Annotated in this window: 17 protein-coding genes and 3 pseudogenes; 15 read left to right on the top strand and 5 right to left on the bottom strand. The window is 66.1% G+C overall.

Features of this window, described 5'->3' with window-relative positions; all coding sequences use genetic code 11:
* On the top strand, positions 1–347 hold a 347-nt coding region (locus tag K940_RS0120495; RefSeq protein ID WP_036529519.1), incomplete at its 5' end, for an IS481 family transposase.
* Between the two features lie 399 nt (positions 348–746).
* On the top strand, positions 747–1,322 hold the full coding sequence (locus K940_RS0120500) for a hypothetical protein (protein WP_028479021.1): 576 nt from the start codon (positions 747–749) through the stop codon (positions 1,320–1,322).
* A 167-nt stretch (positions 1,323–1,489) separates the two neighbouring features.
* Here K940_RS0120500 and K940_RS0120505 read toward each other — a convergent pair whose 3' ends face one another.
* Complete coding sequence (locus tag K940_RS0120505; RefSeq protein WP_196812318.1) at positions 1,490–1,861, bottom strand: helix-turn-helix domain-containing protein; 372 nt, start codon at positions 1,859–1,861, stop codon at positions 1,490–1,492.
* Positions 1,862–2,347: 486 nt separating this feature from the next.
* On the opposite strand from K940_RS0120505, the pseudogene K940_RS29570 reads away from it, so the two are divergent.
* Positions 2,348–3,221: pseudogene (locus tag K940_RS29570) on the top strand (DUF1524 domain-containing protein).
* A gap of 125 nt (positions 3,222–3,346) precedes the next feature.
* Here the strand turns inward: K940_RS29570 and K940_RS32580 are convergent.
* Positions 3,347–3,913: a hypothetical protein gene (locus K940_RS32580; RefSeq protein WP_155981023.1), complete on the bottom strand. Its 567-nt coding sequence runs from the start codon at positions 3,911–3,913 to the stop codon at positions 3,347–3,349.
* A gap of 11 nt (positions 3,914–3,924) precedes the next feature.
* Here K940_RS32580 and K940_RS33980 point away from each other — a divergent pair, with 11 nt between their 5' ends.
* The 4 genes and pseudogenes from K940_RS33980 (at position 3,925) to K940_RS31075 (ending at position 7,595) form a co-directional block, all read left to right on the top strand.
* Complete coding sequence (locus K940_RS33980; protein ID WP_036529521.1) at positions 3,925–4,416, top strand: phosphomethylpyrimidine synthase ThiC; 492 nt, start codon at positions 3,925–3,927, stop codon at positions 4,414–4,416.
* Entirely contained in the window at positions 4,400–5,833 is a 1,434-nt protein-coding gene (locus K940_RS0120525) for a phosphomethylpyrimidine synthase ThiC (RefSeq protein WP_028479025.1), read from the top strand. Before K940_RS33980 ends, K940_RS0120525 begins: the two co-directional genes overlap by 17 nt.
* A pseudogene (locus tag K940_RS33760) lies at positions 5,830–6,333 on the top strand (NAD-dependent epimerase/dehydratase family protein). Before K940_RS0120525 ends, K940_RS33760 begins: the two are co-directional and overlap by 4 nt.
* A gap of 161 nt (positions 6,334–6,494) precedes the next feature.
* A complete protein-coding gene (locus K940_RS31075) occupies positions 6,495–7,595 on the top strand; it encodes a helix-turn-helix transcriptional regulator (RefSeq protein WP_028479027.1) in 1,101 nt (366 codons plus the stop codon).
* On the opposite strand, the gene K940_RS29585 is transcribed toward K940_RS31075, so the two are convergent.
* Positions 7,524–8,120, bottom strand: coding sequence for an NUDIX hydrolase (locus K940_RS29585; RefSeq protein ID WP_051407414.1), 597 nt, complete (start codon positions 8,118–8,120; stop codon positions 7,524–7,526). The genes K940_RS31075 and K940_RS29585 overlap by 72 nt on opposite strands.
* A gap of 132 nt (positions 8,121–8,252) precedes the next feature.
* Here K940_RS29585 and K940_RS29590 point away from each other — a divergent pair, with 132 nt between their 5' ends.
* The 6 genes from K940_RS29590 to K940_RS0120570 are packed head-to-tail and all read left to right on the top strand — an operon-like array spanning position 8,253 to position 13,902.
* Complete coding sequence (locus K940_RS29590) at positions 8,253–9,545, top strand: nucleotide sugar dehydrogenase (RefSeq protein WP_196812319.1); 1,293 nt, start codon at positions 8,253–8,255, stop codon at positions 9,543–9,545.
* 16 nt (positions 9,546–9,561) lie between these two features.
* Positions 9,562–10,557, top strand: a complete 996-nt coding sequence (locus K940_RS0120550; protein WP_155981026.1) for a glycosyltransferase family 2 protein — start codon at positions 9,562–9,564, stop codon at positions 10,555–10,557.
* Complete coding sequence (locus K940_RS0120555) at positions 10,544–11,299, top strand: polysaccharide deacetylase family protein (protein WP_028479029.1); 756 nt, start codon at positions 10,544–10,546, stop codon at positions 11,297–11,299. Before K940_RS0120550 ends, K940_RS0120555 begins: the two co-directional genes overlap by 14 nt.
* A complete protein-coding gene (locus K940_RS0120560; protein WP_028479030.1) occupies positions 11,296–11,913 on the top strand; it encodes an AAA family ATPase in 618 nt (205 codons plus the stop codon). The genes K940_RS0120555 and K940_RS0120560 overlap by 4 nt, the downstream gene beginning before the upstream one ends.
* Positions 11,900–13,225, top strand: coding sequence for a hypothetical protein (locus tag K940_RS0120565; protein ID WP_155981027.1), 1,326 nt, complete (start codon positions 11,900–11,902; stop codon positions 13,223–13,225). The genes K940_RS0120560 and K940_RS0120565 overlap by 14 nt, the downstream gene beginning before the upstream one ends.
* The gene (locus K940_RS0120570; protein WP_028479032.1) at positions 13,222–13,902 is read left to right on the top strand and encodes an HAD family hydrolase; all 681 of its coding nucleotides are present in this window, start codon (positions 13,222–13,224) and stop codon (positions 13,900–13,902) included. The genes K940_RS0120565 and K940_RS0120570 overlap by 4 nt, the downstream gene beginning before the upstream one ends.
* Before the next feature lie 611 nt (positions 13,903–14,513).
* On the opposite strand, the gene K940_RS32585 is transcribed toward K940_RS0120570, so the two are convergent.
* Positions 14,514–14,753 (bottom strand): hypothetical protein, encoded by a 240-nt coding sequence (locus K940_RS32585; protein WP_196812320.1) that lies wholly within the window; start codon positions 14,751–14,753, stop codon positions 14,514–14,516.
* On the opposite strand from K940_RS32585, the gene K940_RS0120585 reads away from it, so the two are divergent.
* Positions 14,734–15,657, top strand: coding sequence for a hypothetical protein (locus K940_RS0120585; protein WP_028479033.1), 924 nt, complete (start codon positions 14,734–14,736; stop codon positions 15,655–15,657). The two genes, K940_RS32585 and K940_RS0120585, sit on opposite strands and share 20 nt — an antisense overlap.
* A 177-nt stretch (positions 15,658–15,834) precedes the next feature.
* Positions 15,835–16,257, top strand: a complete 423-nt coding sequence (locus K940_RS0120590) for a hypothetical protein (protein WP_028479034.1) — start codon at positions 15,835–15,837, stop codon at positions 16,255–16,257.
* 18 nt (positions 16,258–16,275) lie between these two features.
* On the opposite strand, the pseudogene K940_RS33235 reads toward K940_RS0120590, so the two are convergent.
* Positions 16,276–16,657: pseudogene (locus tag K940_RS33235) on the bottom strand (SAM-dependent methyltransferase); the annotation flags it as partial.

Below are 16,657 nucleotides of genomic sequence, written 5' to 3' on the forward strand. Positions count from 1 at the left end.
GGTTGCCGTTCCAGGTCGAGAAGATCCAGACCGGCAATGGTGCGGAGTTCCAGTCGGTCTTCGGCTGGCACGTGATCGACCAGGGTATCGGCCACACCTACATCAAACCGGCAACCCCGCGCCTCAACGGCAAGGTGGAGCGCTCGCACCGCATCGACGCCGAAGAGTTCTACCGCCTCCTCGACGGTGTCGTCATCGACGACACCGGGTTGTTCAACGACAAGCTAAAGGAATGGGAGGACTACTACAACTTCCACCGCCCCCACGGGGGCCTCGCAGGGCAGACGCCCTATGAGAGGCTGCTACAGAAGACCCAGGCCCACACTGTCAACGGCCATCGTCAGTAGCACAACTAGTTGACATAATCTCAGTTATCGGTAAAGAACCTGCCCGAATTTCATCTGATGAACGTCGGCCGCCGCAGCACTTCTGACTCGGTCGACGCGTAGTGCACGACCATCGTTGAAGCACAACCGATTCACTTGAGACTACAAACAATCTGTCTGCGAGACTTGGTTTTTGGTTCTGGTATTCATCGTGACAGGAGTCCACTGATGCCGAAGAAACGCCGCCGCGCATCACGCAAGCACCCGACACAGACGGGACCGTCAATCGCAACAGCCTCCACATCACCAGAGATTGTTACCGCCGCGCGTCGACTACTACGCGAAGTAGAGCAGTTCCGTCTGTCAATTGAGCGGCACAATGGCTCTGAGCCGGCCCTACTGCTACCCACCTCATTCGAGATGCTCGCCCACACCGACGCTACCCTGCGTTCGGATATCGACACACTCGAAACCGCGTACGAGATCATCGAGCTCAGGAAACCCGTCGCTGCAGCCAGTCGCAAGGGCATCTCCTGGCAGGGACCACTGCACGCCGAGCGGATCGTTGACCTTGCCAAGATCGCAAACGATGACGACGTCGACTACTACACCCAGTGGCGTCGCAACGTCGAATCCATAGCCCAACGCGCCGCGATCCGCGACGAGGATCTCAAACACCGCTGTGGACGCCCCACCAAAACCACCAAATCCCCTTGCTCGAATCGGCCGGTCTACGTCCCCGGCAGAGGGCACGCGGGCGGGCTCGGCTGCACTCGACATCTCACCGCTGTAGAACGTGAGGTCGTGGCCAGATACTTCTACGACGCCGTCGCCCACCACGACTGTCCCGGTTGCGTCGCCGAGAGCGGAATTGCCTGCTTCACAGATGGCGATGACCCCCGCAAGCTACGTTCCGTCGACGGCGCATGGCCGCCGACAAGGGCCTTCGCAGGCGAAGAGGTTCACACCGCGCGTTTGGACCGCGTCCAGCTCTAGCGGCGAGGTCCGACTCGACGTCCGCAGTCGTTGATCACAGCAATGCACAACCAACAATCATGAGTCACAGACGCTGCCCCGAGTCCGACGTGGAACATAGCGGACACGTGGACAACGAGGTTGGACATCGTTGGCTTAACAACCGCAATTGACGGTGGCTCCAATCACTACGCGCTGGACCCGTGAGCAGCCTCGGCCGCGCCCGAGTCACTTGTCGCGATTGCAGATCTGCCGACCCCGTCCGCCCGGGCCATGCATACCTGAGTCGGCGTGGAGGCAGAATACGCTCGTTCGAGCACCTCACCGACGAACTCCGGGAGATCGAGATCGAGCTCCGCGCACAAGCGGCTCAGCTGCGCCACCTCGACGGAAGTCGCACCGGCCTCGATCTTCTGCAGCTGGTGAACATCGATAGCGGCCAGTACGGCGACGTGCTGGATGTTGTATCCGCGCTGACGTCGCCAACGTGCGAGCGCTGCACCGCATTGCTGGTCGATCAACCTCGACAACGCCATACTCTCGGACCGACAATTCGGCATCTGCGCCCCCTCTTTCATTGCAACTCTATCCCGGATTTCGCACCACACAGCGGCCCCGAGCCCTCCACATCCACCCGGGCTGTCGAACTCATTCCAACCCCTCAATATCGTATGCCGTGGCGAGCCTCAAACTACCAAGCCCGAATCAACGGACCACAGCGGTGTCCGGTCAACCCTTACCAGCAGATGTGCCACCTGCCTTCTCATCGACGCTGTTGACGAATTCTGTTTCGGAAACTTCAACAGCTGCCCGACGTGTCTCGAGTTGAGGCACGGGTCATTTGTGCTAGATCGTTGTCCATGGCGAATACCACACCCACCCGTGTCGCACAGTTAGCACTAGATCAGGTAGCTTCCGAATTGGACCGGACTGCATTCCGCGGTGGCTAAACGACCGGCTACCGAACGAAGAGTCATTGTTATAGGGGGATTGGCGTGTTCAGGCGCGTTGTGATCGCAGGATTCACCGGGGCTGTTGTCGTGTCGCTGGTAGCGGCATGCAGTGATGACACCAGCGACACCGGATCAGGTCAACGACGAGGTGCCGCCACAGCCCAGGCTGCACAAGCGCCGCATGGAGATGCGATTCCACTGCTGAACACTCTGCTGGTGCGCGAGCGCGCTCCCCAAACTGGTTACGACCGTGACGAATTCGGACCAGCGTGGTCGGATGAGGTTTCGGTGTCCGGTGGAGGTAATGGATGCGACACCCGCAACGATATCCTGCAGCGGGACCTGACCGCAGTGACCCTCAAACCGGGCACGTGCCAAGTCGCGACAGGCACTCTCAATGACCCCTATACCGGCAAAACTATCGACTTCACTCGCGGCTTGGAAACCTCCTCGGCAGTGCAGATCGATCACGTCGTCGCACTGTCGGACGCCTGGCAAAAAGGGGCCCAGCAACTCTCGACCGAACGCCGACGCGACCTGGCCAATGATCCACTGAATCTGCTCGCGGTGGACGGTCCCACAAACCAAGCCAAAAGTGACTCCGACGCTGCCGAGTGGCTACCACCGAACGCCGGCTACCACTTGCGCCTACGTGACGAGGCAAATCCAGGTCAAATCGGCCTATCAACTCTGGATCACCCCCGCCGAAAAATCTGCGATGGCCAATGTACTCGCCGAATGCAGCACCCCCGATGCACAAGCGCCCATCCAATCCCTTCCACCTGAACGTGCACAGCAACCAGCTCCCGAGCCCGCTGGCATCCCCGCACCCGAGACCGCCGAGGCGCCCGCCTACTTCCAGAACTGCTCCGCTGCCCGCGCCGCCGGTGCTGCCCCACTACATCGAGGTGAACCCGGATACCGTGCCGACCTAGACCGCGACGAGGACGGCGTCGCCTGCGAATGAGCATGCACGGCGGCGATGTGGTCTGGGCCGATCTCCAGCCTCGCTCGGTCAGGCCACACCGGTCGGCTGGCGATGGCGGGGCTGGCGGGTGGTGCCCGACACCATCTGCCCTACCCCAGGCAGGCTCACCGCTGGGCGCGGATCTGCTCAATGCGCACCAAACAGTGTTGCCGACCTGCACCATCACAACCACCGGCATGCACCGGCCATGTGGAATGGTCGGCGGCGTCTACCCCGACCGCCCACAGCACCTGCTGCTCCTCAGCGGTGGGTATCCCCTCCGGACCGTCGCGCACCAGATCCTTGGCCGCGCGCCACGCCCAATCCTGCACGTGGAGCAATTCCTCATCGGTAAACCGCCCGCCGGACTGGAGTTTCGCCAGTGCCGACTGCTCAGCAGCCAGTTCCCGCCCCGCCAAACACTGGCACTCTGCTTCGGCGCGAGCCAGCCGCTCGCTGCGAAGCGCGGCGAACCATTCCGGCGCCGACTCAGGATCACGTATCCAGGAAACGGCCGCGGTCACGGTGAGCGGTTCGTGCACTTCTGCCGCACGCATAGCGCTCGCCAAGGCGGCAACTGGTATACCGACTTTTTCGGCGACCGCGACCGGGACAAGGGCACGATCGCGGTCGCGCTGCTCGGCCTTCCTGCGCCTACGTCGCCTCGGCGACTGGTCAGTGTTCGCGCTCATCCAGGCCATTATTGCCGGCACCACCGACAAACTCGACGCGGGCTGATCGGTCACCTGCGCTGAGCACCAAACGCCCGCTCGGGGCCTGCGTCACCTACGACTTGTTCACCGACCCACGGAAGAAGCTGTCCCGCAGCGAATTCCTCGAACGCTTCGAGCAAGGCCTGACCGGTGGGGTCGATTTCGTGCTCGCTCACTTCGGGACGAGCCCGGCGCTGGCGGAGATGATGGGCCGCTCGCACCGGATCATGCCCACCACTTCACGGGGCGGTGGCCTGATCGACCGCTACATGCGTATTCATCGGTGCGACAACCCGCTGCTGGAACACCTCGACGGCATCATCGACATCTGCCGCCGAATGGAGGTGGTCGTGGACTTGGGCGATATCTTCCGGCCCGGCGCCACCGCCGATGCCGGGGACGAGATGAAGTGGGCGGAGATCCAGCTGCTGGCCCGAGGTCCGCACGCAGATCCTGAGCGGCGGCGTGCAGGTGCTGTGTGAGTCCGGCGGTCATATCCCGTTGCACCGCATCGGCGAGCTGATCCCCGCCTACAAGGAAGCACTCGGTGGTGCGCCGCTGTGGCTGGCCGGCCCCATGGTCATCGACAACGCTGCGTCCCTGGACTCGGTCGTCAACACCATCGGCATCGCCGCCGCCGGCGCCTGCGGTGGTGACATGTTTGCCTCCATCACCCAAGCCGAGCACTACGCCATGCCCACCGCTGGGGATACCGCCGACGCGGTCCGCAACGCTCGCGTCGCGATCACCGCCCTGGAACTGGGCCGCGGCAACACTGCCGAGATCGCCCGCCAGGAGGCGATGAGCAGGGCCCGCCGCAAGAACGCCTGGAAGACTCAAACCGAGCACGCGATGTATCCGGACCTGGCCAACCAGGTGTTTCTGCAACAGGATCTACTCACTGACGGCAAGCCGTGCACGATCTGCGGCAGCCCCGCCGTCACTACCGCCGCCCGAGAGGTCGCGAACTCGCTGCGCAGGCTAGGTGATCTGGTGCCCGTCCGCGACTGGCTGATCGTCGGCGGGTCACTGGCTCGCGGCGAACCGAGCTTTGCCCACGCCCACAGCGGAGAGCCGACGCTGCTCAGCGACATCGACCTGCTGTATGTGCACCGGGGGGAGCGGCCGTCGACATTACTGAGGGAAATCATGAATCTAGCCGAGACCCTTCTTCCCGCAGTGGAGTTGATGGCGATGCCGGTCCGGGACTATCAGGTGGTGGCCACCTCTCTCGGCCACGATTTCAAGAACATCGGTGTGCCGGTGACCCGCCACGGTCTGCCGCCCCACACGCGGGTGCACCTCGATGAACGCGACGCCTACGAAATACTGCTGTACCACGTGATGTGCTGGTTCTGGTCCGGCCTGTCCGAGAGCTGGTTCGCCGGTGACGCGACCGCCGAGTTCCACCTGATGGTGAACCGGTTGTGTATGAAGGTACTGCGCGCCACCGCCATGCTCGACGGCGCCTACCGCCACCACGACCTGCACATGATGTCCCCGTACGTGGCGGAACGGATGCGCGCCGAGCTGGCCTGGCGGACTGCTCCGCTCGGCCGCCCCGCCGACCCCGGCCGGTTCTGGTCTTATCTGGATGAGGCGTTCCGGCGGTTCGACGCCCGGTTCGGTCGGCCAGGACGCGGTGGCGTTCAGTGCCTACTCACAGACCCCGAGCGGTCACATCATCGCCGGGTACCAGCGGACCGCGCAACGACTCGGCCGGGCGTTGGCGCATACCTGGGTCGCCACCGGAGACCGCGCCGATGTCGCTACGGTAGTGCCGAGTGTCTGGGCTCGGATCACCGGCTGGACCGGAACGAACCCGCCGTCGGACCCATGGCAATACTTCCGAGCACACCGCACAGCCATCCACGATCATCTCCGCGCCAGGTCAAGTGAAGGTTCTGGTCACCGGTGGCGCCGGCTACATCGGCGCCACCGTCGCCCGCATACTCCTCGACCACGACCATCAGGTCACCATCGTCGACGACCTGTCCCGCAACGACGACCGGCAGGTCCCCACCGACGCCGAATTCGTCCGCTGCCGCGTCCACGACATCACCCAAGTCCTCACCCCTGAGGCCGGATTCGATGCGGTACTGCACTTCGCGGGCCTGATCGCCGCCGGGGAGTCGATGCAGCACCCCGGATAGCACTGGGACAACAACACCCGCGCCTCCCTCACCCTCCTGGACGCCATGCACACCGCCGGCGTCGCACGGCTGGTCTTCTCCTCCACCGCCGCCGTCTACGGCGAACCGACCGAACTGCCCGCTCACCGAGAACTCGCCGACCAACCCGGTCAACACCTACGGTGCAACGAAGCTGGCCGTCGACCACGCCATCAGCTCCTACGCCCGAGACCCCAAGGGCTACACCATCATCGTCGCCTACGCTGATCCCTGTGGGCTTGTCCGAGGTCGGTCAGTCCGATGTGGTCTGTTAACTGCCTGTCGGTGCGGCCTGTCGGATCGATGTGAGACCCTGAGAGTTGTTGCACCGTGTCAGTTTCGGCGCAACCGCCGTTGCCCGCACATTCTTTTCGACAGGGTGGTGCCGGATGGACGGACACTTCATCCGCTCCGCTCGCCAGGCCCGCGGATGGTCCCAAACCCAGCTCCTGGCTGCATTGCGGAGCCAGGCTGTGCTCGAGCACGTCACGCTGATGAGTCCGGCCTCGCTGCGAGTGGCGTTGTCGCGGTGGGAGAACGGGCACACCGCGCCCGACCTGGTGCACACCCGGCTGCTGTGCAGCGTCCTGGAACTGTCGCCCGTCGACTCAACTGGACCGGTTGCGGGGCGTGGTGAACCCAGCGACGATTCGTTGTTCGCGGTCCTGGCTCACCACACCAACAGTCTGCGTCTGCTGGACCGGCGCCTTGGTGCGCCGTTCGTGAGAGCGCAGACTGCCGGACATGTGTCGGCGCTGGAGTTGCTGTGGGAGCGCCGGTCAGGCGTCGACCGGCGCAGCGTCGCGCTGGTCCAAGCCGACACCGCGGCGCTCGCGGCGTGGGAAGACCTCGACGTCGGCGACCACACCGCGGCAGACCGGCACTTCGGACTGGCCAGGCAGGCGGCGTCACGGTCGGGGGATCCGACATTGTTGGCGCACGCGCTCGGCGAGCACGCGGTTATGCTGTCCGAAACCGGTCCCGCCCGCCGGGCGCTGGCCCAGGTTCGGCGCGCGGAAACCCTGCCCGGCCTGCCGATGCTCCTGCGGGCCTGGCTCGCGGCAACCCGCGCTCAAGTCGCCACCTGGTGCCCCGGCGAATCGATGACAGTCCGGAAGGCGATGACCGAGGCGGAAACTGCGCTCACCCATGCCCGTCCTGGCGATGAAGTTGCGCTACCCTTCCTCGCTCTCAACGAGATCCACCTTCAGCGCTGGAACGGCCACGTGCTGGTACGCCTCGGTGACCCGGCGGGCGGCCCGATCACCGAGCAGGCACTGGCGGGGCTGCCCGCTGAGTTCGTGCGCGCCCGCGCCGGGCAAGTGCTCGACCTGGCAGAGTACGCCACACGCCACGGTGACCTGGACCTGGCCATGGCGCGGCTGGTGACGGCGGCGCAGGCCATCACGACGGTGGGGTCACGGCGTCTGCGTTACCGTCACGACCTGATCGCGCGGCGGGTGCGGGAGCTGACCGCCGGCTGCCGGTAGCGCGGCGAGCATCCCGACAGCGGTCGCGGTGCCCAGCAACTGCCCCGCCGCGAGGAGATCGCGCGTTTCGGCCAGCGGCACCCACACCAGATCTGCGGCCTCCTCGCCGTCGGTGGGAGCACCGACCTGACGCGGCATTCGCCCGATGAAGACGTGGTGGGGGGTCTCCACCAGCCCCGGCATCGGTTCGAGGACTGCCACCAGTTCGAGCGATCGGACCTCAAAACCGGTCTCTTCCAGCAATTCTCGGCGGGCGCACGCTTCCGGCGGTTCACCCGGCTCGACGATGCCGCCGGGGGCTTCGAACCCCAATGCGCCCACGATCCATCGGTGGCGATGTAGGAGCAATGCGCGGCCGTGGTTGTCGACGACCACGGTGCAGGCCACGGTGTTGAGCCTGACCGCGTGATGGGTGCGCTCCACTCCATCGGGGGTGGTGATGTCGTGCAGGCTCACCCGCAGCCAGGGCGGCGCGTCATAGACGGTGCGGTCGGAATGCACGTCCGTGCGGGGCGGGAAAGCCATGTCCTCACGGTACCGGCCGCAGCACCGACTCCGGACCGTCATGCTACGGGTTGCTACGTTCCCGCCTCCCCCGCCAGGCACCGATCCTTGAAGCTACGACGATGTCCGGCAAGGGATTCGAGGTCAGCAACCATGATGACTCCACCGACTCGACAGCAACCGGTACCACCTCGGACGAGGCAGCCGCGGCGGGTCGCGGTGATCGGCCAGGGCCACATGGGGCTGGTGGTGTCGGTTCTGGCGACCGAAGCCGGCCACAGCGTGGTGGGCTACGACACCGACCCCGTGCGGATCTTGCGGGTGAGCAGCGCCAGCGAAGACCTCGGCGAGGTGCCCCGCGACCGGCTCGCACAGGCGATCGCGACGGGCCGGTTCACCGCGACCACCGACGCCGCAGCGCTGTACGGGTTCGAGGTGGCGGTCATCAGCGTCTCGACCCCGCTGGCAGCGGGCAGACCGGACCTACGGTTGCTCGAGGCCGCGGCCAAGACCGTCGCTGCGCACGCTCGACCCGGATGCGTGGTGATCGTGGAATCCACGACGTGGCCGGGCACCACCGACGAGATCGTGATCCCAGCCCTGGAGTCCTCGGGCCTGAGGGCCGGGGTAAACCTACACGTCGGGTACACACCCGAACGGATCAACCCAGGCGACGGGATCGACGCGATGGTCACGATCCCCAAGATCGTCTCCGGTGCGGACGCGGCGTCGCTGGCGCTGGTGACCGAGTTCTGGGAGACCTTGGTCGACACGGTGGTCCTGGCCCCGGACATGCGGACCGCGGAGTTGACCAAACTCATCGAGAACACCTTCCGGCTGGTCAACATCTCCCTGGTCAACGAGATCGCCCACCACGCTCGCGACCTCGGAGCCGATATATGGTCCGCGATCGGGCTGGCGACCAGCAAACCGTACGGGTTCATGCCGTTCACCCCGGGTATCGGCGCGGGCGGGCACTGCATCCCGGTCGCACCCCGCTACCTGGCCTGGCGGATCGGCGAAACCGGCGGAACGCCGGCGGGCCTGATCGAGATGGCACTGGCGGTCAACGACGCCGCGCCGGTGTGGGTGGCCGAACGGATCCTCACCGGCCTGACGCAGCGCGGCATCGGCACCGGGCAGGCGGTGGTGCTGGTAGCGGGAATCACCTACAAGCCCAACGTCGGTGACGTGCGGGGATCGGCGGCCGCTGCGGTAATCGCACACTTGCGCGGGCGCGGGGTCTGGGTGCTCGTCTACGACCCGGTCGCCGAGTACGCCGCCGAGGTACTGCGAGTAGTGACACCCGAACTGATAGCGGCGGTGTCAGCGGTGGCAGTGCTGGTCGCCCACGACCACCTCGACACCGACGCCCTCGCCGCGGCCGACTATGTCTTCGACGCCTGCGGCATTCTGCCCCGCACCCCGAATATCGAACTCCTCTGAGTAGCAGGTGACCACGATGAACTCGGAAACGAACAATATGATCGGTCGGCGTACGTTGCGGTCGGCGATCCTTGCCCACAACAACGACTACGGGTTCGATCCACGAACCCCGGACTGGCCGGCACCGACGCTGCGAGTGTCGTGCGTGGTCCCGTACTACGAGACCGGGCCGCTGGCGATCGAATGCGTGCACCGGCTCGCCACGGCGGTGGCGGCATACCGGGCGGCGATCGGCCCTACCGCGCCACAGGCGCAGATCGTCGTCGTCGATGACGGATCGACCGCCCACCCGTTCCCTGCCGATGGTGCGCCGGAGATGGCGCGGGTGATCCGGCTACCCGACAACAAGGGCAGAGCCGCTGCCCGCAATGTCGGCTTGCAGGCCAGTAGCGACTTCGACGTGGCGTTGTTCGTCGACTCCGATGTACTGGTCCACCCCGATCTGGTCACCGGGACCTGTCGGCTGTGGCGGCCGCCGACCTCGACCGCGGATTCGGCGCGAGCGCCGATCGTGGCATCGCTGATGTCAACCTACCGGGCCGGTACCGAGCAGTTCGCGCCCGCACGGGCGATCGCGGCAGCATCGGTCGCCGCGGACTGGCGGTTTTCATGCCGGTTCCAGCCATCCTGGATCGCCGTCCCCGGTGACTGGATGTACGTCGGTCACCGCTTCGACCTGATCACCGCCACCAACTACTTCCGCAGCTGGCACGGAGCGGTAGGTCCGTGGCTGCTGCCGAACATGGTGCTCGGCGGCTGTTTCGCCGTGCCGGTCGCCGCCGCGCTCGACGCCGGTGGCTTCGACGAAACCTTCGCCCGGTACGGGTTCACCGAAACCAGCCTCGTCGCCCGGCTGATCGCCTCCGGTGTCCCGGTGATCCCGCAGGTCACAGCCGCCGCGGTGCACGTCGAACACAACCCAGCCCACCACGACCAGCGTGACCGCGACGCCCACCTGGCGCTCGCGCACCGCCGGTTCTTCACGGAGTTCCTCGCCCATGACCTCGACTGACCCCCACCCCACCCCCGACGCACTGGCCGAGCGGCTAGCCCACACCGGCGCCCTGGTGAACCTCGTCTTCCACGACATCGCCGCCGACTGCGACGATCTGTGGAGCCGGTTCGACACCAGCGTCGACCGGCTGCACGAAATCGTGGCCTGGTGCCGAGACCTCGGGCTTTCGCGCCGGGCGCGGCTGTACTTCGACGACAACCACCGGTCACTGTTCGACGTGGTGCTTCCGACCCTGAACGTCACCGAATTCGCCGAAGTTGTCGCGGCCGTCCCGGTCTCCTCGATCGGACGTACCGGCCACGGCACCACCACCGACCTGGCGGCCGCCACTGCCCAGGGTGTCCGCATCGCCGCGCACGGGTACTCCCACACTCGCCTGGCTAGCTACGACCCGCACGGGACGTTGCTGGCGACACCGATCGGCGGCCACTACCGCGACCGGGTCGGCGCGGGACAGCACGAGCCGGCCACCGAGAACGAAGTGCTGTTCCAGCTGGTGGAGGCAGGAGAACACCTCTACACGCTGACCGGCGCGTGCCAGGAGTTCGTGCTGCCTCACGGCTGCTACAACGCGGCCACCCTCGCGCTGAACCAACGGTTCGGGCTCTACCCGCACCTGGCCACCACCGACCCGGGAATCGACACCGGGCAGCTGCTGCGGCCCCGGTTCCTGGTCACCTCCAACGACACCCCGACCACCCTGGACGAGCGCATCACTGAGCAAGCGAGCCCATCATGACCGACACCGCACCGCGCGTGATCGCCTTCGAAGGCATACCGTTCGCCGGAAAATCCACCGCCGCAAACGAACTGGCCGGCCAGCACCCCGGGGTGAGGGTGGTGCCCGATTACCACGAGATGCTGACCAAGACCGAGCGAGTGCGGGTCGCGCAGCTGTCGGACTCGGCTGACGACCAGCATCACCGGGTCGCGGTGTACCGGGACCTGGACGACCGCCGGTGGAAGCAGGCCAACGAATCCGGGTCCCCGACAGTGATTTTCGACCGCTGCTACCTGTCGATCGCTGCCTACCGGCTCGCCTTGCACACCGCCTTCGGCCTACCGGGTGACCCCGACACCGCCGGGCAGGCACCGGCCGCGGTGTGCGAGCGGCCCATCCCACCGGTCGTGGTGTTCTTCGCGGTGCCGGTCTCGGCCGCGGTCGAACGCCACAACCGGCTTGCCCGCACCATCGACACCCGACTACGCACCCGCGAGTTCCTGTCCACGCTGATCGACTCCTACCGCCACGTCCTGACCGCCTGCGATGCCCGAGTCCTGGTCGTGGACTCCAACCGGCCGTTGACCGAGGTCGTCGCCTACGCCACCGAGTGCGTCCGTGAATTCCTCTGACCGGGCCCGATGGGCAGCAGCCGGGGTGATGCTGGTCAACGGGGTGTGGAGCACCTGGTGCGCGCACGCTGCCGTCGGCGGGTTGCGGCAGCGCGCCGGCCAGCGCGAATCTGTCCGATTCGAGCCTGGGCGGGTCGCGACCGACAGCTATATCGTGGTCGTCGTGCCGATGCTCCACGAAGCCGACCGCGCAGCCGGTTGCGTGGATCACTGGTGCAAACTCCTCGGCGACCACCCCGAGCTGCGGTTGTGCGTCGTCACCACCGCCCGCGAACGCCACGAACGCCTCAACGGACCACACAGCTGGGACGCGGTCACAGCCACCGCAAGCTTCCGCCATGGCGCCGCCGCCGGGCGCGCGGAACTGCTGCACTACCCGGGCGTGAACCGCACCTACGGTGAACAGCTCGGCTGGGCCCTGGACGTGCTGAGCAGCCGCCCCGCACCGCCGGACTACCTCTACGTCGCCAACATCGATTCCCGGCTCTCCCCGCACGGATGCGCCGAGATCGTCGAACTCGCCGCTACAGGGGTTCCGGTCGCGCAGCAGTCCAGTGTGTTCTTCGGCAATCTCGACGACCTCGGGCCGGTCGCGACCGCTGAAGCGTTCTACCAGTCGCGCTGGAGTTTCGAGCACGAGATCTTCCGCTACCTCGTTGGCTCCGGCCACCTGCGCTGGTTGCCCGGTTGGGTGCGGTCGATCTGGTACCAACACACCGTTGGGCACGGCCTGCTCATCGCGACCAACACCTATCGCCGCCTCGGCGGGCTGCCGCGCCCCCGATTCGGCCTCGAGGATGCCGCCCTCGGGGTCTCGGTCCGCGAAGCAGGCCTACACGTCCACCCGTTCTCCACCCTGGAATGCGGCGATGCGCCCCGCTCGGCCCGCGAGCTGGCCCGGCAGCGCTCGACCTGGATCCGCGGCCCGCTGTGCAGCAGCGAATATGCGCGCACCCGCCGCGGCAACCTCATCGCCGCCCAAGGCACCTACGGCGGCCTCAAGTGGGCCCTGGCCGTGCCCGCGCAGGTGATCGCCCTGATCGTAGCCTCTCCCCGCCAGCGGGTCGTGGCCACAACCGGATGGCTCCTCGCGCTCTACGGGCCGCTGATCGCGATGCTCGCCGGCCTGCGCCGATTGGACTTTCCCAGCGACTACCGGCCCCGACGCCGAGACATCACCTACGCGATGATGTACTACCCCGTCGCCGCGGTGAGCTGCTGGGCCGGTGGTCTGCGCGGCGTAGGGCTGCTCATCGGCGACCTCGCTCGCGGCCGCACACCGATCCAGCCACGGACCCGGGAGACCGAATGACCAACCGTGTCGATGCACCCGTGCAGTGCGTACTGCCGATCTTCGGCATCTTCATCTTCTTCGACTGGTACAACACCCTGTCCACAGCCCAGTTCTGGGACTCGATCCTCGGCAACCAACGCCACCCACTCGCCGGCCCACTCAACGCCGCCCTGGAAGACCTGTTCCGCGGCCGCAAGGAATTCGTCGGCGCCTGGATGCGCGGGCTGGTCACCGACGAACAGGTCATCGACACCTTGAACCTGACCTTGCCGCGCGGCTACAGCAACGACTACCTGCTGCGAGAACTCTTGCGGGACTGCCGCAACGCCAAGATCAACCCCGACATGGCCGACATCGTCCGAACCCTGCGCGACCGGGCGTTTCTCGCGGTCGCCTCCGACAACATGGAATGCTTCGTCCACGCCGCACCCCGGGTACTGACCGGTGAGCTGCGCATCGACGAGCTGATCGTCTCATCCTCGGTCGGATCGTTGAAGAAGGAATCCCCGGACCGGTTCTTCGGCCCGACCCTGGACCGATACGGGCTGACCCCGGCTGATGCGGTCCTCATCGACGACTGCGCCGACACCTGCGAGATCTTCCGCGCTTGGGGCGGATCGGCCTACCACTTCACCGAACCCGGACAACTACGCGCCGACATCGCGCACCTCCTGCCCGAACTCGCCGGCGTCTGACCTCGCGGGTACGCAGCGGCCGGCAGCCGGTCGGGCGCGCTGTGCCGGCTCCACACAAACGCCCGAAAACGTCAGTACCGATACGTCACCACTAACATCGCCAGCGAACTTCCGCGCGCCATTTCGCCCCCGTGGGGTGCTCCACTCCGTGAACGCCAAGATCCAGTGTGCTTTGCCCGGGTCAGCCTGCGGCCTACAGAATTTGGGCAGCCCGCTCGCGCGACCCGCTCGCTGTGGCTTCCTTCCGCACGAGATGACTCGTCGAGCATGCACCGTAGCGGCATCCGTCGTGGCTTAGAGGTCCAGGACGGCAAGGGATCCCTGGTGGTTCACCTGCCCGGTTTCGGGGTTTCCTCGATTTGTAGCTGTGCATCAGGGTCGGCGTTTACTCAAGCGGGCCTTGCGGCGCGCCCGCTTGTTGTCACTGCTTTTGCCCATGGCAACGGTTCTACCAGCATCGCTCTCGCAGGTTGTAGTGCTGCACCGGCAAGATATGCAGCGCAGGCCTTCTCAGCGAGGTCGGTGCTCGTGCTGCGGCAGTCGCGCCGCCGATGATCTCGTCCTCGGTGTCGATCGGTGGATTGCACAGCTGGTGAAGCACCTCGGCCGAGCTAGCCGCGCTGGCCGACCACCTCACCGCCCACGGCATCGTGCTCGAAATGCACGCCGGACCGCTGGCCGGAATCTACGACCCCTCCGGCGCCGGGCGCATCCTGTTCGCGTTCTTCGCCGCGATAGTCGAGCCCGGCCACGCCGACGACATGCTGCCACCCTGCTCCGCTCACCGGCGCACTGCCCGGCGAAATGAAGATCGATTTGTAGAATGTCGCGGTGAATGGTGACGCTGGCATCGGGGCGGAATTGGGTGACCTCGGGCTCGCTGTGCCCGACGAGCATCTGAGTCGGTGGAAGGAACATACGTATGTGATCCGCTCCTGCGAGCTGGTGCTGTCCGAGACCGCCGACCCGAAGCCAGGAAGCTCTCTGGCGCAGGTCGATGCGCTCTACCGGTGGGAGAAGGTCTCGGCGTGGACGCGAAGCTACCTACAGGCCGCGACCGAACACCTCGGCTTGTGGGCCGACCGCGTCGCCCCGTACGCATTCGACCCCAACGCGCCAGTCCTGGTGCGCATCCGGCCCTACCTGCTGCTCGGCCGATCCGGACTCGAAGCCGCCGCCCACGCCCTGTGGCTGTTCGAGGTCCCCACCAAGACCCATGTCGAATGCATCCAGAGATTCGTTCGATTGATGTACCGCGACTTCGGGTACCACCGGGATGCTCTGACCGCTCACGGAGACGACACGACGCTGATCGAGCAACGCATCGCCGACCTCGAACAGCGCGCCGACAACCTTCCCTTCGAGACTGCCCCGCGAAACACACCACCCGGATACGAGCGGCTGGTGCGCCACGCCGCCGAGGTCACCGGACGCGACGCGAACCAGTGGTCCTACCTGTGGCAGGCCGCCAGCGGAGCTGGCCACGGCCAGAACTGGTTCAGCATCGAAGGATTCGACTTGCTCCACCGCAGCGAATACGAGCCCGGCCACTATCGAGCGGTCTCCATCCCCGATCCCGCCTTCGTCACCGACCTCATCGGCGCTGCAGCACACGCATTACAGTGGGCTACCTGTCGGTGGTTGCTCAATGCAGGCTACGAGCCAGACCTTCTCGCGCGCGCTGTCCTCGAAATTTCTGCCAGAATGCCGAAAACCAACCCCTCAACCAGCGAATCCGGCTCCTCGACGCGGTAAAGGAACTGTGTGGTGGCGGTGCGTTGAGCCAGCGGTTGGGTTACGGCCTACGGGCAAGGGATTCTCGGCAGGTCGCGATATCCGTGACGATATCGGTGGCCTACTCATCAGTGGGTCCGTGGTCGAATACGTTGCGGACCTGACGTTCCGACACGCGGGCCGGGATTCTGGAGGGCTGTGCCCGTGGTCGAGGCGAGCGAACGGGCACTGCGGCAGGCCGCGGTGCACCGGCTGGCCCAGCTCGACACCGCCGGGGCACTTGGTACCGAGCATGTTGTGCTGACCGCGCAGGCCCTCGACGTCAGTGAGCGCACCGTCTGGCGCTGGGTGGCCGCCCGCCGCGCCTCCACCCCGGAGACCGAGCGTGATCGGTTCCGTACCGACGACGCACTGCGCACCAGGTTGGCCTACTGGCGCGGCAATGCCGCGGCGTTGCACCGTGAGCTGAAAGCCGCCGAGAACAACCGCGGCCCAACAGCTCCCACGCTGCGGACGATACAGCGAGCGATCGAGCGCGACCTCCCACCAGGCGATCACCCCGCACACGCCGAGCTGGGATGCCATCCTGGCCGCGCTGCGGGCCGCGATCCTGCGAGATGAGCCGTCGGGAACAGAGGACTATCGGACGGTTGCGGTGGCGACGATATAGCCCTTGGGGTCGCGCCAGCACTGTCCGGGGTGGGCGGTGAACCAGTCGTGGATGTCGGTGGTGACCGCGTCGAGGATCGCCGATCGGTGCGGGCTGGCGGCATCTATGCCGCAGAAGGAGAATAGGGCTTCGGCGAACCGTATGACAGGTTCTGGAGTGTCGAAGAGGAGGGCGTTGTCGCACTGGCGGATGTGGACCTCGCCGAACACCACACTCAGCATCTTCGGCAGAGTTGTGGAGTTCACGTCGTTGACCATGCCCACCGCTGGTGCCAGGCCGCGTTCGGCGGCCCGGTCGAGGACGAGTTGGCGGGTGCGGGCGCAGGTGGCCGGGTGGTTGACGCTCACGGCG

It is taken from the genome of Nocardia sp. CNY236 (assembly GCF_000482385.1).
Classification (GTDB): domain Bacteria; phylum Actinomycetota; class Actinomycetes; order Mycobacteriales; family Mycobacteriaceae; genus Nocardia.